We start from the raw sequence: 18,390 nt of genomic DNA, 5'->3' as shown, positions 1-18,390 counted from the left end.
GACCATGAAGACCATTCGACTCACCATGGCCCAGGCCGTCGTCCGCTACATGTTGGCCCAGAAGGTCGAACTCGACGGGGAGATCAAGCCGCTGTTCCCTGGGGTCTGGGCGATCTTCGGCCACGGCAACGTGGCCGGCCTCGGCGAGGCTCTGTACCAGGCCCGCGAGACGTTGCCCACCTATCGGGCCCACAACGAGCAGGGCATGGCCCATGCTGCCATCGCCTACGCCAAGACGCTGAACCGCCGCCAGGTGATGGCCTGCACCGCCTCGGCGGGGCCGGGCTCCACCAACATGGTCACTGCCGCGGCGGTGGCTCACGTCAACCGCCTGCCAGTGCTGTTCCTGCCGGGGGATATCTTCGCCACTCGCATGCCTGACCCGGTGCTGCAGCAGGTGGAGAACTTTCACGACCACACCCTGACCTCCAACGACTGCTTCAAGCCGGTAAGCCGTTTCTTCGACCGCATCACCCGCCCCGAGCAGCTGCTCACCTCGCTGCCCCAGGCGGTGCGGGTGCTCATCGACCCGGTGGAGTGTGGCCCGGTCACCCTGGCGCTGCCCCAGGACATCCAAACCTTCGCCTACGATTACCCGGCGCACTTCTTCGCTGACAAGGTTCACCGGCCGCGTCGCCAGGCCGCCGACCGCCATGAGCTCGAGGATGCCATTGCCTTGATCCGTCAGGCGAAGAAGCCGCTGGTGATCGCCGGGGGCGGCGCCCACTACGCGGGCGCCCTCGCCGAGTTCGACGCCTTCGTCTCCGCCTACCACCTGCCGGTGGGCGAGACCCAGGCCGGCAAGGGGGCGCTGCCCTGGGACCACGAGCAGAACCTGGGCACCATCGGCGTCACCGGCGGCGCCGCGGCCAACGCCCTGGCTGCCGAGGCCGACCTGATCATCGCTGTGGGTACCCGCCTGGGCGACTTCGCTTCGGGCTCCCGGGCCCTGATCAATCCCGAGGCCAAGCTCCTGAGCGTCAACGTGGCCGCCTTCGATGCGATCAAGCACAAGGGCCAGGCACTGGTGGGGGATGCCAAGCTGACCCTGCCGGAGCTCACCGTCGGCCTCGACGGCTGGCGGCCCGAGGGTGCCTGGATCGAGCAGGCCGCCGAGCTGCGCTCCGACTGGAACCAGATCGTGGAGCGGGTCACCGCCGACCGCGGCACCAACCTGCCCTGCGACGCCGAGGTGGTGGGGGCGGTGAACCGCGCCGCAGGCGAGCGCGACATCGTGGTGTGTGCCGCCGGCGGCTTGCCCGGCGAGCTGCAGAAGCTGTGGCGCACCCGCTTCGATCGCGGCTACCACATGGAGTACGGCTACTCCTGTATGGGCTACGAGCTGGCCGGCGGCCTGGGAGCCAAGATGGCGATGCCTGACTCCGAGGTCTTCGTCATGGTCGGCGATGGCTCCTACCTGATGCTCAACTCGGAGCTCGCCACCTCGGTGATGCTGGGCCACAAGATCATCGCCGTGGTACTCGACAACCGCGGCTACGGCTGCATCCACCGCCTGCAGCAGTTCTGCGGCGGCCCCGGTTTCAACAACCTGCTCGACGACTGCCTTACCGTAGAGGGCGGCGCGCCTAAGACCGACTTCGCCGCCCACGCCGCATCGCTTGGGGCCCGCAGCGAGCAGGTGGGCAATATCCAGGAGCTGGAAGCCGCCCTCGAGCGTGCCAAGGCCTCTGACATCAGCTATGTGATCGCCATCGACACCGATGCTCTTGCCGATACCCAGGACGGCGGCGCCTGGTGGGACGTGGCCGTGCCCGAGGTCTCGGAGCGCCCCGAGGTCAAGGAGGCCCGCAAACGCTATGTGGCCTACAAGGCTCGCCAATTAAAAAACCTCTAAATCTCGATCACAACGACCCATATCAGGAGTCCACCATGACCGTAAGACTGGGCATCAACCCTCTGACCTGGACCAACGACGATATGCCGTCGCTGGGCGGTGATACCCCGCTGGAGACCTGCCTCTCCGAGGGCAAGCAGGCCGGCTTCTCCGGCTTTGAGCTGGGCCATAAGTTCCCCCGCGACCCGGCGATTTTAGGGCCCATCCTGGACAACCACGGCCTCTCCCTGGTCTCCGGCTGGTACAGCGGCGAGCTCTTGACCCGCAGTGCCGAGGAGGAGATCGAGGCGCTCAAGCCCCACCTCCACCTGCTCAAGTCGCTGGGCGCCAAGGCCATGGTGTTCTGCGAAGTGACCCACTGCATTCATGGCGAGCGTGAGACTCCGCTTTCCCACTCGCCGCGCCTGAGCGAGGAGGGGTGGCAGACCTTGATCCCGCGCCTGAACCAGGTGGCCGACTACTGCCTCGAGCAAGGTGTGCAGATCGCCTATCACCACCACCTGGGCACGGTGATCGAGACGCCGGGCGAGATCGAGCGGCTGATGGAGGAAACCCGTTCCTCCGTTGGCCTGCTGCTCGACACGGGGCACCTCGTTGGCGCCGGCGGCGACCCCGTCGTCGCTCAGCGCAAGTACGCCGACCGCATCGTGCATGTGCATTGCAAGGATATTCGCGAGGAGGTGCTGGCGGATGTCCGCAACCGCGATCTCAGCTTCCTGGACGGCGTGCTGAACGGCATGTTCACCGTGCCGGGTGATGGCTATATCGACTATGTACCGCTCTTCCAGGGCCTCAAGGCGAGCGACTACACGGGCTGGGTGGTGGTCGAGGCCGAGCAGGACCCCGCCGTGGCCCATCCGCTGACCTATGCGCGCCTGGGCTGCGATAACCTCAAGCGCTTCTGTGCCGAGGCCGGCCTGACGGTCGTCGAGTAATCCACGAACACGATAGGAACTTTCTTCATGAGCATTCTGGGCAACTATATCAATGGCCAGGCCGTGGCCAGCCGTAGCGACCGCACCGCGCCGGTCTACAACCCTGCCACCGGCGAGCAGAGCGCTGATGTGGCCCTGGCATCGGCCGACGAAACCCGTGAAGCGGTGCGTATCGCCCACGAGGCGTTTGCCGGCTGGGCGAAGGTCAGCCCGCTCAAGCGCGCGCGCATCCTGTTCAAGTTCAAGGCGCTGGTCGAGGAGCACGCCGACGAGCTTGCGCGACTGATCTCCCAGGAGCATGGCAAGGTGTTCTCCGACGCCAAGGGCGAGGTGACCCGTGGCCTGGAAGTGGTCGAGTTCGCCTGCGGTATTCCGCACCTGCAGAAGGGTGAGCACTCCCTGAACGTGGGTACCGGGGTGGACAGCTACTCGATGATGCAGCCGCTGGGTGTCTGCGCCGGTATCTCGCCGTTCAACTTCCCGGCCATGGTACCGATGTGGATGTTCCCCATCGCGCTGGCCTGCGGCAACACCTTCGTCATGAAGCCCTCCGAGAAGGATCCCTCCACGACCATGCGCCTGGCCGAGCTGCTCACCGAGGCTGGCCTGCCGGACGGCGTCCTCAACGTAGTCAACGGCGACAAGGAGTCGGTGGACGTGCTGCTAACCGACGAGCGCGTTCAGGCGGTGAGCTTCGTCGGCTCCACGCCCATCGCCGAGTACATCTATGCTACTGCGTCCGCCCATGGCAAGCGGGTTCAGGCCTTGGGCGGGGCCAAGAATCACATGGTGATCATGCCCGATGCCGACCTGGACCAGGCCGTCGGCGCGCTGATGGGGGCCGCCTATGGCTCCGCTGGCGAGCGCTGCATGGCGATCTCTGTGGCCGTGCCGGTGGGTGAGGAGACCGCGAGTCGACTGCGCGAGAAGCTGGTGGCTGAGCTGGCCAAGCTGCGCGTCGGCCCTGGGCTGGTAGATGGCCCGGACAACGACATGGGCCCGCTGGTCACCCGTGAGCACCTGGAAAAGGTTCGCGGTTATATCCAGACCGGTGTGGATGAGGGTGCCGAGCTGGTGGTGGACGGTCGTGAAGCGCGCATCGAAGATGCCGGTGACGGTTATTTCCTTGGTGGCAGCCTGTTCGATCACGTGAAGCCGGGCATGCGCATCCACCGCGAGGAGATCTTTGGTCCGGTACTGGCCATCGCTCGGGCGGCGAGCTTCGATGAGGCGGTGGCCATGATCAACGGTCACGAGTATGGCAACGGCACCGCCATCTTCACCCGCGACGGCGACGCCGCCCGCCAGTTCTGCGAGCAGATCCAGGTGGGCATGGTCGGCGTCAACGTGCCGATCCCGGTGCCCATGGCCTTCCACAGCTTCGGTGGCTGGAAGCGCTCGCTGTTCGGCCCGCTGCACATGCACGGCCCCGACGGTGTGCGCTTCAACACCCGCATGAAGACCATCACCCAGCGCTGGCCCAGCGGTATTCGCGAAGAGACCAATCACTTCACCATGCCGACCCATTAACGTCATCCAATGCGTTATTCCTCATGCGCCGGGCTCTTGGGCCCGGCGCAGTTGGATCAGCACGAGGACCATCAGGATGCAGACTCTCAAGATTGGCTTGATCGGCACCGGCTATATGGGCAAGGCTCATGCCATTGCCCTGCGGGCCGCCCCCATCGTCTTCTCTCTCCCTGCCCAGCCAGTCTGCGAGCTGCTGGCTGAGGTGAATGACGAGTTGGCCGCGCGCAAGGCCCGCGAGCTAGGCTTCGCGCGTGCCACCGGTGACTGGCGGGTGCTGGTGGACGATCCCGATATCGATGTCGTCGATATCTGCGCACCCAACTTCCTGCACAAGGAGATGGCGCTGGCCGCCATCGCCGCAGGAAAGCACGTCTATACCGAGAAACCGCTGGCGCTCTCTGCCACCGATGCCCAGGAGATGGTCGAAGCGGCAGAAAAAGCCGGGGTGAAGACCCTGGTGGGTTTCAACTACATTCGCAATCCGGCATCCCAACTGGCGAGGGAGATCGTCGCCAGCGGCGAAATCGGCGAACTCATCCACTTCCGCGGTCGCCACAACGAGGACTACATGACTGATCCCAGCAAGCCGCTGGACTGGCATGCCCAGCGGGCCACCGCCGGTGCTGGGGCCTTGGGTGACGTGGGCTCGCATATCCTCAACATGGCGGAGTACCTGGCCGGCCAGCGCGTCAGCGAGGTGTTCGGCCAGTTGCAGACGGTGATTCCTCTGCGCCCCCTACCCGACGGCGGCGGTGTGGGGGAGGTGGAGAATGATGACCAGGCTCAGGCGCTGCTGCGTTTCGACAGAGGCCTGATCGGCAACATCGAGACTTCCCGAGTAGCAACCGGGCGCAAGATGGGGCTGGCCTACACCCTTACCGGCACCAAGGGCTCGATCCTCTTCGACCAGGAGCGCATGAGCGAGCTGCAGCTCTACAAGCACGAGGGGTCCAAGGCGCGGCGCGGTTTCAGCACTCTGTTGATGGGACCCGAGCACACCGACTACGGTGCCTTCAGCCCCGCTCCTGGCCATGGGCTGGGCTACAACGACCAGAAGATCATCGAGATCCGCGACCTGGTGGAGGGAATCGTGGGGGGCAAGCCGCTCTATCCCGATTTCCGTGAAGCCTGGCGGGTCAACCGTATGATCGAGGCCATTGAGCGTTCCCATGCTGAAGGGCGGTGGGTACGGGTCGAGGGGATATGAGGGCGGGTCGCTTCCTTTGTGGTGTGGACTTTTCCACCCTCCGTCTCCCCTCGAGACAATCGACTCTTCCGAGCCTCGCTCAGCCGGGAAGATGCCAGGTCTCCGGGCACTCGTCGGTGCGGAACAGCCGCTGGGTGGTCGTGGCGTTTCGCCGCTCGGCAAGGATTTCGCGCCCTTCGCTGAGCCGCTCCAGCAGTGATTCGCTGGGGTGCCGCACGGTGAGCAGCGTCAGGCCTTCCTGTCGCTCGAGCGCATAGTCGGCGTTCAGCGAGTCGATCAGCGGCTCCAGTCGCTCGGGCTTGTTGTCGCAGCAGAGCGTGAGCTGCATGGCGCTACCGTCGATCAGATTGGCATGAGCGCCGGCCTCCACCAGTCGGCCGAGGATGTCGTGCTGGCGCGGCTCGTCCATGAAGGAGAAGTCCTTCGGCTTCACCTCGAGCAAAACCTGGTCGTCGCGCAGGATGCAGGAGGGGTGCTCGGCATCGTGCCGGGTATCCGCGTCGATGACGCTGGGGGGCGCCTCCGGTGTCTCGAAGGAGCGTACCGTCAGCGGAATGCTCTTTTGCTTCAGCGGCCCCAGGGTCTTGGGGTGGATGACCTTGGCCCCGTGCCAGGCGAGTTCGATGGTCTCGGCGTAGGAGAGCCGTTTCAGCTGCACGGCGTTGTCGAAGCGCCGGGGGTCGGCGTTGAACAGCCCCGGCACGTCCTTCCAGATCACCACCTCCGCGGCATCGAGGCAGTGGGCGAAGATGGCCGCGCTGAAATCCGAGCCTTCCCGGCCGAGGGTAGTGGAGGCGCCACCAGGGGTGCCGCCGATGAAGCCCTGGGTCAGCAGCACTCGACCGTCACCCCCCGCTCGTTTGCGGATGGCATCCGTGGTGGCTGACCAGTCCAGATTGGCGTCCTGGTGCTGGCCGTCGGTGATGATCAGCTCGCGGGCATCGAGCCACTCCGTTTTCACGCCCTGGCGGTTCAGCCACTCGGCAACCAGGGTGGTGGATAGCAGCTCCCCATAGCAGACCGTCTGGTCGTAGTGCTCCGGGTAGGGGCTGTCGCGATGGCGCCGGTGCTGTTCGTCCAGCTCGTCGAACAGGGTGTCGAGGCGCGCCTTCAGCGGGTCGGCTTCGCCACCGAAGAGCGCGTCTGCCACCTCCCGATGGCTGGCCTTGAGCGACGCGAGCCGCTCCTGATAGCCATCGCCGCCGCTGTCGTCACGGGCGTCGGCCAGCAGTGCCTCGAGGGCATTGGTCGTCTTGCCCATGGCGGAGATCACTACCACCAGTGGCCGCTCCCTGTGGGCCTCGATGAGGGGCGTCAGGTGGCGTATGGCATCGGCATCCTTGATCGAGGCGCCGCCGAACTTGAAAACGGTGGTCATCGCTGGCTCTCCCTGGCTGGTGATATCGGGCTCCTTACCATGCGTGAAAGCGTAGCAGGGGAAAAGAGGGGTGGGGCGAGGAGGAAAGCGGCGGTGCAGAAACGCAACAGGCACCCGAAGGTGCCTGCTACGCGGTGAGTGGAACCCATGAAGGGGCCTAGCTCAGGCGCTGCTTGTAGTCCTCATAACCGAAGGTCTTGACCGTGCGTATCTCGCGGCTTGTTTCGTCAATGCGGCAGATCGAGGGCAGGCGCATGCCGTTGAAGGTGGTGGTCTTCACCATGGTGTAGTGGGCCATGTCGGTGAACACCAGACGGTCGCCGATGGCCAGCGGCGCATCGAAGCTGTAGTCGCCGATGACATCGCCGGCGAGACACGTCAGGCCGCCCAGGCGATAGGTGTGGGCCTTCTCGCCGGACTCGCCGGCACCGATGATCTGCGGCCGGTAGGGCATCTCCAGCACGTCTGGCATGTGTGCGGTGGCGGAGGTGTCGAGGATAGCGATGGGGCCGTCATTCTCGACGATATCCAGTACCGAGCAGACCAGGTAGCCGGTGTTGAGCGCGATGGCCTCGCCGGGTTCCAGGTAGACCGTCAGGTGCGGATGGCGTGCCTTGAAGTCGCGGATCACCCGCACCAGCCGTTCGACGTCGTAGTCCTCGCGGGTGATATGGTGTCCGCCGCCGAAGTTGACCCACGCAAGGCTTGCCAGGTGCTGGCCGAACTTGGCCTCGAAGGCGGCCAGGGTCTCCTCCAGGGCGTCGCTGTTCTGCTCGCAAAGGGTGTGGAAGTGCAACCCCTCGAGGCCTTGGAGATCCGCAGGCGACAGGTCCGCGGCCCGGGTGCCGAGGCGTGAGCCCGGGGCGCAGGGATCGTAGAGCGGTACCGCGCCGGTGGAGTGCTCCGGGTTGACGCGCATGCCGCAGGAGATCCGGCGTGGTGCGGCCGCGACGGTGTCGCGGAAGCGCCGCCACTGGGTGGGGGAGTTGAAGCTGATGTGGTCGGCATAGCGCAGCACCACCTCCATCTCCTCCTCGGTAAAGGCCGGCGAGTAGCAGTGCACCTCGCCGCCGAAGGTCTCCGCACCCAGCCGTGCTTCGTCCTGGCCGCTGGCGGTGGTGCCCACCAGGTACTCCCGGGCCATGGCGAAGGTATCCCACATGGCGAAGCCCTTCAGGGCCAGCAGGATACGCGCACCGCTCGCCTCCTGGACCTGCTTGAGCAGGACCAGGTTCTTGCGTAGCAGGGCGTCGTCGACCACGTAGGCGGGCGACGGGCAGGCCTGAACGTCAAAGGGATAGACCGGCGTTTCCATGTTCTGCGATGCCATGCGCGATCAGGCCAGCGGGTCGGCTTCGGGGTCGAGCTCGACCACCTGCCACGGCAGGCCCATCTCGCCGATGCGCTCCATGAAGGGATCCGGGTCCAGCTGCTCGACGTTGAACACGCCAGCACCCTTCCAGATGCCTTCCAGCATCAGCATGGCGCCGGTGACGGCGGGCACGCCGGTGGTATAGGAGATCGCCTGGGACTGAACCTCCCGGTAGCAGGCCTCGTGGTCGCAGATGTTGTAGATATGCACCTTGCGCCGCTTGCCGTCCTTGATGCCGTCGGCAATGATGCCGATGTTGGTCTTGCCCTTGGTGCGTGGGCCGAGCGAGGCTGGGTCGGGCAGCACCGCCTTGAGGAACTGCAGCGGTGAGATCTCGCAGCCGTTTACCTCGATCGGCTCGATGCTGGTCATGCCGACGTTCTCGAGCACCTTGAGGTGGGTGATGTATTTCTCTGAGAAGGTCATCCAGAAGCGAATCCGCTCCAGCCCCTTGATGTTCTGGCTGAGCGACTCGAGCTCCTCGTGGTAAAGCAGGTAGATGTCCTTCTCACCGATGCCGTCGAAGTCGAACGTGCGCTTCTCGGCCAGCGGCGGGGTCTCCACCCACTCACCCTTTTCCCAGTAGCGGCCATTCGCGGTGATCTCGCGAATGTTGATCTCGGGATTGAAGTTGGTAGCGAACGGGTAGCCGTGATCGCCGCCGTTGGCGTCCAGGATGTCGATCTGGTGGATCTCGTCGAACAGGTTCTTCTGGGCGTAGGCGCAGTAGATGTTGGTCATGCCCGGGTCGAAGCCGCAGCCCAGGGTGGCCATGACGCCGGCCTTGGCGTAGCGCTCCTGGAAGGCCCACTGCTCCTTGTACTCGAACTTGGCCTCGTCCGGGTGCTCGTAGTTGGCGGTGTCCAGGTAGGGCACGCCGGTCTTGAGGCACGCCTCCATGATGGTCAGGTCCTGATAGGGCAACGCCACATGGATCAGCAAGTCGGGCTTGAACGACTCGATCAGGGCAACCAGTGCCTCGACGTTGTCGGCGTCCACCTGGGCGGTCTGGATCTGGCGATCCAGCTGGGCCGCTATGGCGCGACACTTGTCTTCATTGCGACTGGCCAGGCAGATCTCCGAGAAGACCTCGGGATGCTGTGCACACTTGTGGGTAACCACGCCACCGACGCCACCGGCGCCGATAATCAGGACTTTGCTCATTGGCTCTCGAATCCAGGTCAGGAAATGTCTTTCAAATATAGGGTCTTATCGGAACGGGGGCCAACCTGATTTGCCCGGACCCGATGCCACCCCGGTCTCGCTCACGCGCTGGGCGCGATGATGGCGCGCCGGGCCCTCGGTATCAAGCAATTTTCATGGCGAATACTCGACCAAAGCAGGGGGGAGTTCGCTTCATTCGGCAGGGCGAGAGCGGCCCATAACCTATGTTATGAAGTGCTACTTAAGCTCTTGGTTAGAATGCTATCCATCTAACTGAGCCCGCCGGAGTGGCTGTGACCCTACTTAATAGCGTTGTAATTCAGCAGCTTAAGCGGCACGGTGCGCTTTCGGAAGCCGATGAGGCGCTTCTGATCGAGCTGGAGCATAGTTCCAGGCGAGTGGTTGCCGGGGAAATCCTCTGGCAAGAGGGTTCGGATGTGGCGCTGTTCTGTGTTCTCAAAGAGGGGTGGGCCTACTCCTTCCGCTATCTCGACAACGGCTCCATGCAGATCCTCAAGGTCTACCTGCCCGGTGACATCATCGGCATGCGCGATTTCGGCTTCTCCAAGCGGCTGGCCGGGGTGGCGATGATCAACGCGGGGGTGGTCTGCCCGTTCTCCCCTCAGCACCTGAGCCAGCTGATTCGCGCGTCGCCGACCCTGGCGACCGGGGTGGTCGCCATTGCCGTTCGCCAGCAGGCCATGCTCACCGAGCGGCTGGTCTACATCGGCCGCCACACCGCTCAACAGCGCCTGGGGCACTTTCTCTATGAAATCTACCTCCGCCTGCGCAGGATCGGCGCGGTCGAGGAGGGGAGGTTTCAGCTGCCGCTGTCCCAGGAGCAGCTGGGCGATGTGCTGGGCCTGAGCGCCGTCCACGTGAGCCGGACCTTCTCCATGCTTCGCGAAGAGGGCCTGGTGTTGAAGGAGCGGCAAGAGGTGTTCTTTCCCGACCCCGAGGCCCTGGCGAAGATGGCCGAGTTCAACGCCACCTACCTCGACGAATCCCTGCCTCCCGCCTTTCTGGGGATTGATTGACTCTCCAGGCCCTCAGGGCCAAGGCCTTCCCAAGGCAAAGGCACTCACTCAACTCAGTGTTTGGAAACGAAAAAAGCACCCGTAGGTGCTTGATTCGTTTAGCTAATTGGTGGAGGCGTCTAATGAAAAGTCGGAATAATCGTTTGATATTTAAGTGAAATTATTATTTTTTTGTTACGTGGTGCCCCCAAATGTGCCCCCTTGGGGAGCCTCTACTCTCCCCAAGGGCTTGATCAGAGGCTATCCAATACCACCCCGGCTGGGCGCCAGGGATTACCGGTGCGCTCGAGCTTCTTCGCCCACGGAACGATGCCGCTTCAACGCCACCCCAGCTAGGCGCTGGGGATCACGGCGTATTCCTGACCGAAGTCGGCACCGACAACGCGCTTCGATGCCACCTCGGCAGAACGCCGGGGATCATCGCCTGTACATCGACCTGGACAACAACCGCACCCCGCTCCAATACTACCCCGGCTAAGCGCCGGGGATCACAAGAGAAGTACGTCTCCAACCTGGTCGGCACCGGCATGCTTCAATGCCACCCCGGCCGAACGCCGGGGATCACAGCCCCGCTGAATGGTGGTGCGGTTCCAGGCCGCCTTGCTTCAATGTCACCCCGGCTGAATGCCGGGGATCACACGAGGCTCCCAAGAAGTCGGTCACTGACGCCATGAAGCTTCAATCCCACCCCGGCCGAGCGCCTAGGAGCACTTCGCCACAGCCGGTACCTTCGAGATCGACAACATCCCGCTTCAATGCCACTCCAGCTTAACGCCGGGGATCGAGGGCCTAAGCCGCCATCATCATGCTGACCGGCATCCGGCTTCAATGCCATCCCGGCTGAACGCCGGGGAACACCTGGGGTAGCGCGGCTGACTGATCGGCGTCGGGTTGGTGCTTCAATGCCACCCCAGCTGATCGCCGGGGATCACCTGGGTCAAGATCACACCCAACGGGGAATTCCAGCTGCTTCAATGCCACCCCGGCGGAACGCCGGGGATCACAACGTCATCCGTGTGGCTGGCATCACCATCGTCAAGACGCTTCAATACCACCCCGGCCTAACGCCGGGGATCACAGCGACTTCCAGTTCCGCCTGCAGGTGCGCGGCAACGTGCTTCAACGGTACCCCGACTGAATGCCAGGGATCACAGGATATAAAGCGCCAGAACCCGGCGCGGCCTCACGAGCTTGAATGCCACCCCGGCCTAACGCCAGGGATCACGGCTCAGATTAATCGCTTGGAAGAGGCCTACAACTGGCTTCAATGCCACCCCAGCTGAATGGTCGCCGGGGAGCACTTTACGTCGCCAAGGAGCTCTACGGCCTGATCCCGCTGCTTCAATGCCGCCCCAACTGAATGCCGGGGATTACGACTGGATTGCACCTAAGTGAGCGTGGGTCGATCCGCTGCTTCAATGCCACCCCGGCTGAGCACCGGGGATCACCCTTGGGCGAGTCTTCGGTCAGCAACATCGCCATCAAGCTTCAATGCCACCCCAGCTCAACGCCGGGGATCACTGCGTCGCGAAATTTCTTGGTCATCCGCATCTCTTTTCTTCAATGCCACCCCAGCAGAACGCCGGGGATCACCTCGTGCCAGCGGCGGCGCTGGTCTAGGTACAGGCCGCTTCAATGCCACCCCGGCTGGGCGCCGGGGATCACGCCACCTGAAAAAAGCCACTCGGGAGCGAACGTTACTGGGGCTTGTGCGAGTGCTCCTGTCATCTCGCGATTCAGAGACTTCAGCTCCGATCGGTGCAGAGCCAGAGCCAGAGCCAGGCATAACTCCCCCATTTAGCGCGCCTTCTCATCATGCGAGCGCTCCACAGGCTGCGTGTCACCACCCAAGCGCTCGCGATGGATTAGCAGCCCAAAGCCAAGCCCGGCCCCGGCCCCCAGAACCAAGGGCCCATTAACCGGCCGGTGGAACTCCAAGGTCACGAAGACACGCGGATAATCACGGAGATGCCTCGGCACCTGTATCGATTGTGCAGTGCAGACAGCCGCCAGCTCCGGCGCTGGATGCAGCTCAATATGCCGCACCGCCTCCAAGGGGATTCCCGCATGCCGGAGCAGCCGTTTTGCCGCCTTGGCCGGACGCGTACGACCACGGCGGGTATCGAAGCCTGGCAGGATGACCGGCGAGGCGGACGTCCAGCGAGTTGCCGGTCGAAGGAAGTTCGCGAAGACGGCATCCAGTTTCACACTCACGGCAGGAATCAGCATTGCCTCCACTTCACCTGAAGGCTCACTGATCAACTCCATGGCACCAAGCCGCAGGGTGACCGCCTCCCAGGTCTCTTGGTCCACCGCGGTACCGGCGCTGATCAATACCCGCCGGACACGCCCGTCAGCCCACCTGTGGCCGACATTTGGAACCGGCAACACGTTGATCCTGCCTTCGCCGCCATGCCCCATCAATTCGGTGATGACCTGCTGATCTAGCCCGGCCAGCTTGGCTGCTCGGTGTATAGCGTGTCGCACCATGCCAGCCACTTGAACTGCCTCGGTGCCCGTTTTCGACCAGGGTAAGGCAGCATCTGGTGACCGAAGCGAAAGCGCCTGCCACCGCTGCGGTGGCGGCCCCAGGGGGTCAAGGTACTCAGCGATATGCAGAGGTGGTTCTATGGCAGACCGAACCGTCTCGCCCTGGATGCGAAGGCGATCGTCGGCATGGGCCTGGGTCAAGCGCTCCAGCTCTCCCGGGGAAGGCACCGGCATGCCTTCGATCCCCCCGGTGGTAGGGATCCAGGCATAGCCCCAGCGTGCTGGCTCGCTGTCATGCCAGTCGGCATGTGCCGCTACCAGATCCGTCCCTTGGCCCAGCAGGGTGAGGCCCTGCGCAAGCAGATCATACGCCTGGGGGTCCGGGTCGGGCTCCGGAAACTGCCAGCGATACTGGACCGCAGTGGGCACCTGCCAGCCCTGCCGGCGCCGCATCGTCTTCAGCTGGCTGGTCCGTCGTCTCGCCTTGTCGTGGCGCCCCGCCTGGTACTCCACCAACACCCGGTCACCGTCATTGTTGGGAACGGCGGTGGTCACCGGCTCCAGCCTATGCGCCAAAGGCCCGATGATCACCGGGGGGGGCATCTGCTCCAGCCTCTCGAGCGCTTGAAGGCCGCGAGCGCCTGCGCCGCCGGGACGATGCACACCGGCCAGCAGAGCGCGAAACACCCGCACCGGAGAAGGCGGCCACTCCGCGCCGTGGAAGGCGCTCAGGCCCTCACCGGCAAGCCACCTCACCGTCAGTTGTAGGACGGGCATATCAGTCCTCTTTCGCTTTCTTGAGAAGCTTCTTGCCGGCCGCCGGATCGTATTGTGCGGCGCGAGCCTGTTCGGCACCGAGGGGCACCTCCAGGGTCTTGGCCGCATCGAGAGCCTGACTGTCGAGGAATTCCAGGACCGCTTCGGAGGTGAGCTCGACGGGCTCGCGTACACCTTGGCGGCTGACTGCCTCCACTCTGGCGGGGCCCTTCGGGATAAGCCAACAACCGGTACGCAGGGTGTAATCTCGACCGCCCGTCCACATCGCGCCCAGCGCCAGCCCCAGGGCGTAGACGCCCAGCCCAGGCGCTGCGGTCTCCAGTTGACGCACCGCCCCCAGGTGCAAGGTGGCCGTCTGGCGGATACTGCCGCGGACCAGGACCCCGCCGTGCTGATCCACCGACGGCGTCGGGGCAAAGCCCATTTCCGCCCCTTCTTTCCACTCCTTATCGGTAAACCCTAGGTCTTCGCGGCTGAAAGACCCGGAGAACTGAGCCGAGCGGGTGAAGACGTCCACGTCCCAGGCATGGATCTCGCTGCGCAGCAGGCGCGGGATCTTCACTCGTGTGTCACGGGAATCCCAGGCGCCGAAGATCAGCGCTGTCGGGCCGAGCTTGGCGATCGGCAGCGGATCGCTGGCCGCGTAGGCTTCGAAGGCGGTGCGAATCTCCTCACGAAGATCGCTCGCGCGGATAGCGGCATCCGCCAGCCGATGCGGCAGCTCGGTCAACTGGAGGGTGCGCTCCCCGGCCGTGATGCTGACTTGGGGAACGGCACGCTGGAGCTCACCATGAAAGACGGCCTCCAGGCGATTGGCTTGCGACTGTACCGAGTCCAGCGTCGCCACCAGCGTGCCATCCTTGAGCTCGTTGACGTTGTACGGTGTGTCATGGCGGTGACCGCGCCCCTTGTCCGAGGCCGGATAGGTGGCCGGAAACAGCGGCACTTCCCAGCCCTCCATCGGCTCAAGCTCCTGCGTCAGTGCCAGGGCGACGATGTCCTTATCATCAAGCAGGTCCCGTATCTGGGTCATGGTTCACTCCTGAAGGGTTGGCCGGATTTGAGGTAGGTATTGCTGCCAGACTTGCCGGCACCAGCGGTGTAGCCGGCAATGGCATGACGCCCAGCACCCGCGAAGGCCAGCACCGCAATCGTCAGAGGGGCTGGCCGCCAGAGGTGGTAATGCAGGCCGTTAGTGCGATCACCCTGGACGGGAAATGCCTGAAGACCGAGAAATGCCAGCCACTCCACGTAGGGGCGACAGAGATTCTTGATCTTGTTGTGCTCATTGATGGACCAGCCCAGGGAGAGGCTGTCCCAGTTACCGCGAGGGTCTACCCCCAACCGGCCGGTCGTCGGTGCCATGAAGCTCAGCCAGTCCGCTGGAGCGCCCGGCCTCGCTGCGTGCAGCAGGTTGGTCAGTACTGACTGTGCGGTTTGCTGGCCGGCCCAGAACTTGAAGGCCGGATTGAGGCCCCAGTCACGTTGCCACCAGTCCAGCCGCAGCGGTCCCACCGCCAGGTGATCATCGTGTGCTTGAGGGTCATTGGCCGTCAGCTCCATCAGAGGCTCGGGTGCAAACGGGACCTCAAAATACCAGCGCCCGCCATGCTCAATGAAACCGCTCTGTGCGCCCGGCTCGGCTCGATCGGCCAGCCAGGCAAGGCCAGCGCAGGCGAGCACCTCGCCGGGGTTGGCCGGGTCGATCATGAAGCGCTCAGCCATTCGCACTACCCTCCGTTTCAAGGCCGCTGGAGACACGGGCGTCGGCACACTTCAGCAACGCCTCCAGCCACGCCAGGCCCCAAGGGCCGAAGTGCTGCTGGAGCATCGCGTAGCGCCGCTCCACCGCTCGCGCCAGTGCTTCCGATTGTGCCTGCGGCAGTTCGGGGTCCCACTGCCGCCTGAGGCCAAATCCAGGGCGCGCATGGCCGTGGTGCGCAGCGATGAGGTGAAGGGTCAGCTCTCGGCCAAGCCTCGTCTGCTCATCCTCAGACTCAGCAGAGAGTCGGCGCTCCGCCTCGACCAGCGATCCGAATTCGTGGCGATAGCCTCCCAGCAGACCTGGCTGGAACTGCCCGCGAGGTGTTTTGGCGACCGGCTCGGGGTGGCGGTTGCCTGCCGCCCGCTGCCAGACCCGTCTTGCCTTGCCCTCGTCGTGAAGCGTGCCGGCGGTTTCCAGAGCCTCGACCACGTAATTGGGCAGGCCGAGAGCCTGGCCAATGCGGGCAGCGGCCTTTCCGACCCTCCGGTTATGTTCACCCAGGGGCTCCAGCTGCCGTGAGAGACGGCTGAGATCGGAATCGACATTGAGCGCCAGCTCGCCCGGACGGCGCTTGGCATAAACCCACCAGGCTGGTGCCGCCTCTTCGTCTTCGGGATCGTAAAGCGGCAGGCGCCATTGCACCGCCTTGTCTATCCAGGGCGGCAGATCGGTTGACGCCCCCTCCCGCAACTCGAACCGCAGGCCGTCTTCATCGTCGGCTAGATCGACAACCGCTCTGCCGGCTCGCCTGGGGTCCAGGAAGCCAGCTTCGGAGAGGCCACCGATCACCGAGGGTAGAACGAGCGTGGCATGTCTGAGCAGCCTGACGAGCTGGGACTTGTCGGCGGTGACTTCCAACGACTCCAAGGCGCCGTCAGCCGCGAGGCGAAGGCACTGAAATGGCCCCTGAGCCTCGGCCAGCTTGGCCAGGTCGGCCGCCGCGACCTGTGAAGGCACCTTCAATAGTTCCCGTGGGCGAGGCGGCAGCATGGCCAGCGCATCCCGAGCCGCGGCAAGGCCACTGCGCAAGAGCAGGTCTACATCATCGCGCCAGAGAAGCTGGGTCTCGGGAGGCTCGGGGTCGTCGGTCACCCCGCGCAGAAACGGCGCCACCGGCGGGAGCTCGATGCCAGCTGCAGTAGCTGCAAGCAGCGTGAGCCGGCCCATTTCCAGCGGCACACAGTTTGGTGAAGGACTGGCGGCCAGCTGCGCCTCCTCCTCGGGAATGGCGAGCAGTGCCATCGGAGACAGGACTGGGTTGCGCCGAAGTAGATCCAGCGTGTGGTATCGAGCCTGCACCAGGCGGTTTCGAGCGTCTTTCTTGTTCGTCTTGAGCTCGGTGTCCTTTGGACAGTGCACCAGATGTACCTGAGAGTTCTTGCATCGCCCCGAGCGGTTCACCCGACCCAGGCGCTGGATCACCGAGTCCAGCGGTGCAAGGTCCATGACTAGGTGATCGGCATCCAGGTCGACACCGACTTCCCCGGCGGCGGTGGCGATCAGAATGACTGACTGGCGTTTCTCATCCTCCGGTTCTGGCCGGGCGAAGCGGCGCCACAGTTCGGTGTCGATCAACGTCTGACGCTCATGGCCCCTCAGGGTGCCGGTGAGCAGCGCGACATCCGCCGTCCGCTCCTTGCCCAGCTGCTTCACCAGCTCGGTGAGCAACTGCTGTGCCTCCTGCGCCGAGGCCACGAAGGCGATGATCGCGCCGCGTTGGAAGTCAGCCATGATCTCTGCCATCTGCGTTCGCCGATCTCGCGGCGTATCGACCTCATGTTCTGTCAGCCGCTTGACCGCCTGCAGGCGCCGCCCCAAGGCCGGGTGTTCCAGGTCTTCTTCCTCGAATGTCACCCGCTCCCCTTCACGGGGAGTGGCCGACATGGTCAGGGTATGAAAGGCCTTGCCAAGGTAGGGCTGATGGAGGTGGCGAACATCACCCAGCGTGGCGGTGAATGCAGGGCTGAGGTGTGACTCATCGAGCACAAGGGTGGTGTCCATGCCGAGCAAACCGGCATGAAGAGAGCGGCGGTTACGCCCATCCCCATAGCCGCAGAACAACAGCCGAGAGCCCAGCATGTCGACAGTGCCGACGATTACCGTCGGCTGCGCCGGGTCAAGTCGCCACTCACCGGTGTCCGCCAGCCCGCCTCTCAGGGTTCCAACTTGGATCGGCCAGTCATCGTCATCCAGTGGAAAGGCAGCTAGGGAGCGAAAGCACTCTGTCAGCTCGGGGATGCGAGAGATTGCCTCGATCCAGCGCTCGATCTCCGTGGTCGTCTGATCCACAATGCTCCGTCGATCAACCACGTAGGCTAGTCGGCGTGGCAGCGGGGCGCCTTGGGCGAGGGCCAGGAGATAGAGCAGGATGACTGAGGTCTTGCCGCTGGCAGTCGGCAAGCTCAATGTGGAAGGTGGACGATTAGCTAGCAGTTCGGCATAGCAGCGCTGCTGCCACGGATACGGCGAAAAACCAGTAACAGCCTCAAAGTATGGGATTTCCGTGACGGGGGAGAAGTATTCCGGCTGCGTCAAAGTAGCTACCTCCCTGATCTTCTTGTAAGCGACCGTGCGGCGTCCTTCCATATTACTTGGTGGTAACTCTAGGTGGTGCCGGGACTTCAGAGACGGTAGCACACTGTCTGATGATGACGTATGACGGTCATCATACACAGCGGAGTGAAGAGCAGGGCTGGCTGGATTCTGTATCTGAACCAGATATCGCCGACCCGAGGGCGTCGGAGGGAAACGGCACCGGCGGAGGTGGGCTGCTTGTCAGTCAGATGGGCAATCGTTCTCACTTTTCTCAGGCGGTTACCGCATCGGCCGGTTCATGGCCCGGGCAAACCTATACAACTACGCCAGCTAGGCCATTTCGTT

The 18,390-nt window shown here is 64.0% G+C and carries 12 protein-coding genes; 5 read left to right on the top strand and 7 right to left on the bottom strand.

All coding sequences use genetic code 11. From position 1 onward, the window contains the following. Positions 1-4: 4 nt before the first annotated feature. From iolD to LY622_RS15765, 4 genes are all read left to right on the top strand, one after another. The gene (gene iolD, locus LY622_RS15780) at positions 5-1,855 is read left to right on the top strand and encodes a 3D-(3,5/4)-trihydroxycyclohexane-1,2-dione acylhydrolase (decyclizing) (RefSeq protein WP_234291772.1); all 1,851 of its coding nucleotides are present in this window, start codon (positions 5-7) and stop codon (positions 1,853-1,855) included. Positions 1,856-1,890: 35 nt separating this feature from the next. Next, positions 1,891-2,790: a myo-inosose-2 dehydratase gene (gene iolE / locus LY622_RS15775; protein WP_234291771.1), complete on the top strand. Its 900-nt coding sequence runs from the start codon at positions 1,891-1,893 to the stop codon at positions 2,788-2,790. A 27-nt stretch (positions 2,791-2,817) separates the two neighbouring features. Continuing rightward, the gene (locus LY622_RS15770) at positions 2,818-4,320 is read left to right on the top strand and encodes a CoA-acylating methylmalonate-semialdehyde dehydrogenase (protein ID WP_234291770.1); all 1,503 of its coding nucleotides are present in this window, start codon (positions 2,818-2,820) and stop codon (positions 4,318-4,320) included. A gap of 76 nt (positions 4,321-4,396) precedes the next feature. After that, the gene (locus tag LY622_RS15765; protein WP_234291769.1) at positions 4,397-5,527 is read left to right on the top strand and encodes a Gfo/Idh/MocA family protein; all 1,131 of its coding nucleotides are present in this window, start codon (positions 4,397-4,399) and stop codon (positions 5,525-5,527) included. Between the two features lie 79 nt (positions 5,528-5,606). On the opposite strand, the gene LY622_RS15760 is transcribed toward LY622_RS15765, so the two are convergent. From LY622_RS15760 to LY622_RS15750, 3 genes are all read right to left on the bottom strand, one after another. After that, positions 5,607-6,905: an aspartate kinase gene (locus LY622_RS15760; protein WP_234291768.1), complete on the bottom strand. Its 1,299-nt coding sequence runs from the start codon at positions 6,903-6,905 to the stop codon at positions 5,607-5,609. 157 nt (positions 6,906-7,062) lie between these two features. Further along, positions 7,063-8,235 (bottom strand): carboxynorspermidine decarboxylase, encoded by a 1,173-nt coding sequence (nspC, locus tag LY622_RS15755; RefSeq protein ID WP_234291767.1) that lies wholly within the window; start codon positions 8,233-8,235, stop codon positions 7,063-7,065. A gap of 6 nt (positions 8,236-8,241) precedes the next feature. Beyond that, a complete protein-coding gene (locus LY622_RS15750; RefSeq protein WP_234291766.1) occupies positions 8,242-9,441 on the bottom strand; it encodes a saccharopine dehydrogenase family protein in 1,200 nt (399 codons plus the stop codon). Positions 9,442-9,734: 293 nt separating this feature from the next. Here LY622_RS15750 and LY622_RS15745 point away from each other — a divergent pair, with 293 nt between their 5' ends. Next, the gene (locus LY622_RS15745) at positions 9,735-10,478 is read left to right on the top strand and encodes a Crp/Fnr family transcriptional regulator (RefSeq protein ID WP_234291765.1); all 744 of its coding nucleotides are present in this window, start codon (positions 9,735-9,737) and stop codon (positions 10,476-10,478) included. Positions 10,479-12,275: 1,797 nt separating this feature from the next. Here LY622_RS15745 and csb2 read toward each other — a convergent pair. The 4 genes from csb2 to cas3g are packed head-to-tail and all read right to left on the bottom strand — an operon-like array spanning position 12,276 to position 18,045. Beyond that, positions 12,276-13,745, bottom strand: coding sequence for a type I-G CRISPR-associated protein Csb2 (gene csb2, locus LY622_RS15740; RefSeq protein WP_234291764.1), 1,470 nt, complete (start codon positions 13,743-13,745; stop codon positions 12,276-12,278). A 1-nt stretch (position 13,746) separates the two neighbouring features. Next, a complete protein-coding gene (gene cas7g, locus LY622_RS15735) occupies positions 13,747-14,778 on the bottom strand; it encodes a type I-G CRISPR-associated RAMP protein Csb1/Cas7g (protein ID WP_234291763.1) in 1,032 nt (343 codons plus the stop codon). Continuing rightward, positions 14,775-15,470 carry a hypothetical protein gene (locus LY622_RS15730; RefSeq protein WP_234291762.1) on the bottom strand — a complete coding sequence of 232 codons (696 nt, stop codon included), beginning with the start codon at positions 15,468-15,470 and terminating at the stop codon, positions 14,775-14,777. The genes cas7g and LY622_RS15730 overlap by 4 nt, the downstream gene beginning before the upstream one ends. Further along, positions 15,463-18,045, bottom strand: a complete 2,583-nt coding sequence (gene cas3g / locus LY622_RS15725; RefSeq protein WP_234291761.1) for a type I-G CRISPR-associated helicase/endonuclease Cas3g — start codon at positions 18,043-18,045, stop codon at positions 15,463-15,465. The genes LY622_RS15730 and cas3g overlap by 8 nt, the downstream gene beginning before the upstream one ends. Between the last annotated feature and the right edge of the window lie 345 nt (positions 18,046-18,390).

This window comes from Halomonas alkalisoli (assembly GCF_021412585.1).
In the GTDB taxonomy this organism is placed as follows: Bacteria; Pseudomonadota; Gammaproteobacteria; order Pseudomonadales; family Halomonadaceae; genus Halomonas; species Halomonas alkalisoli.
This window is presented reverse-complemented; position numbering and strand designations above follow the sequence as displayed.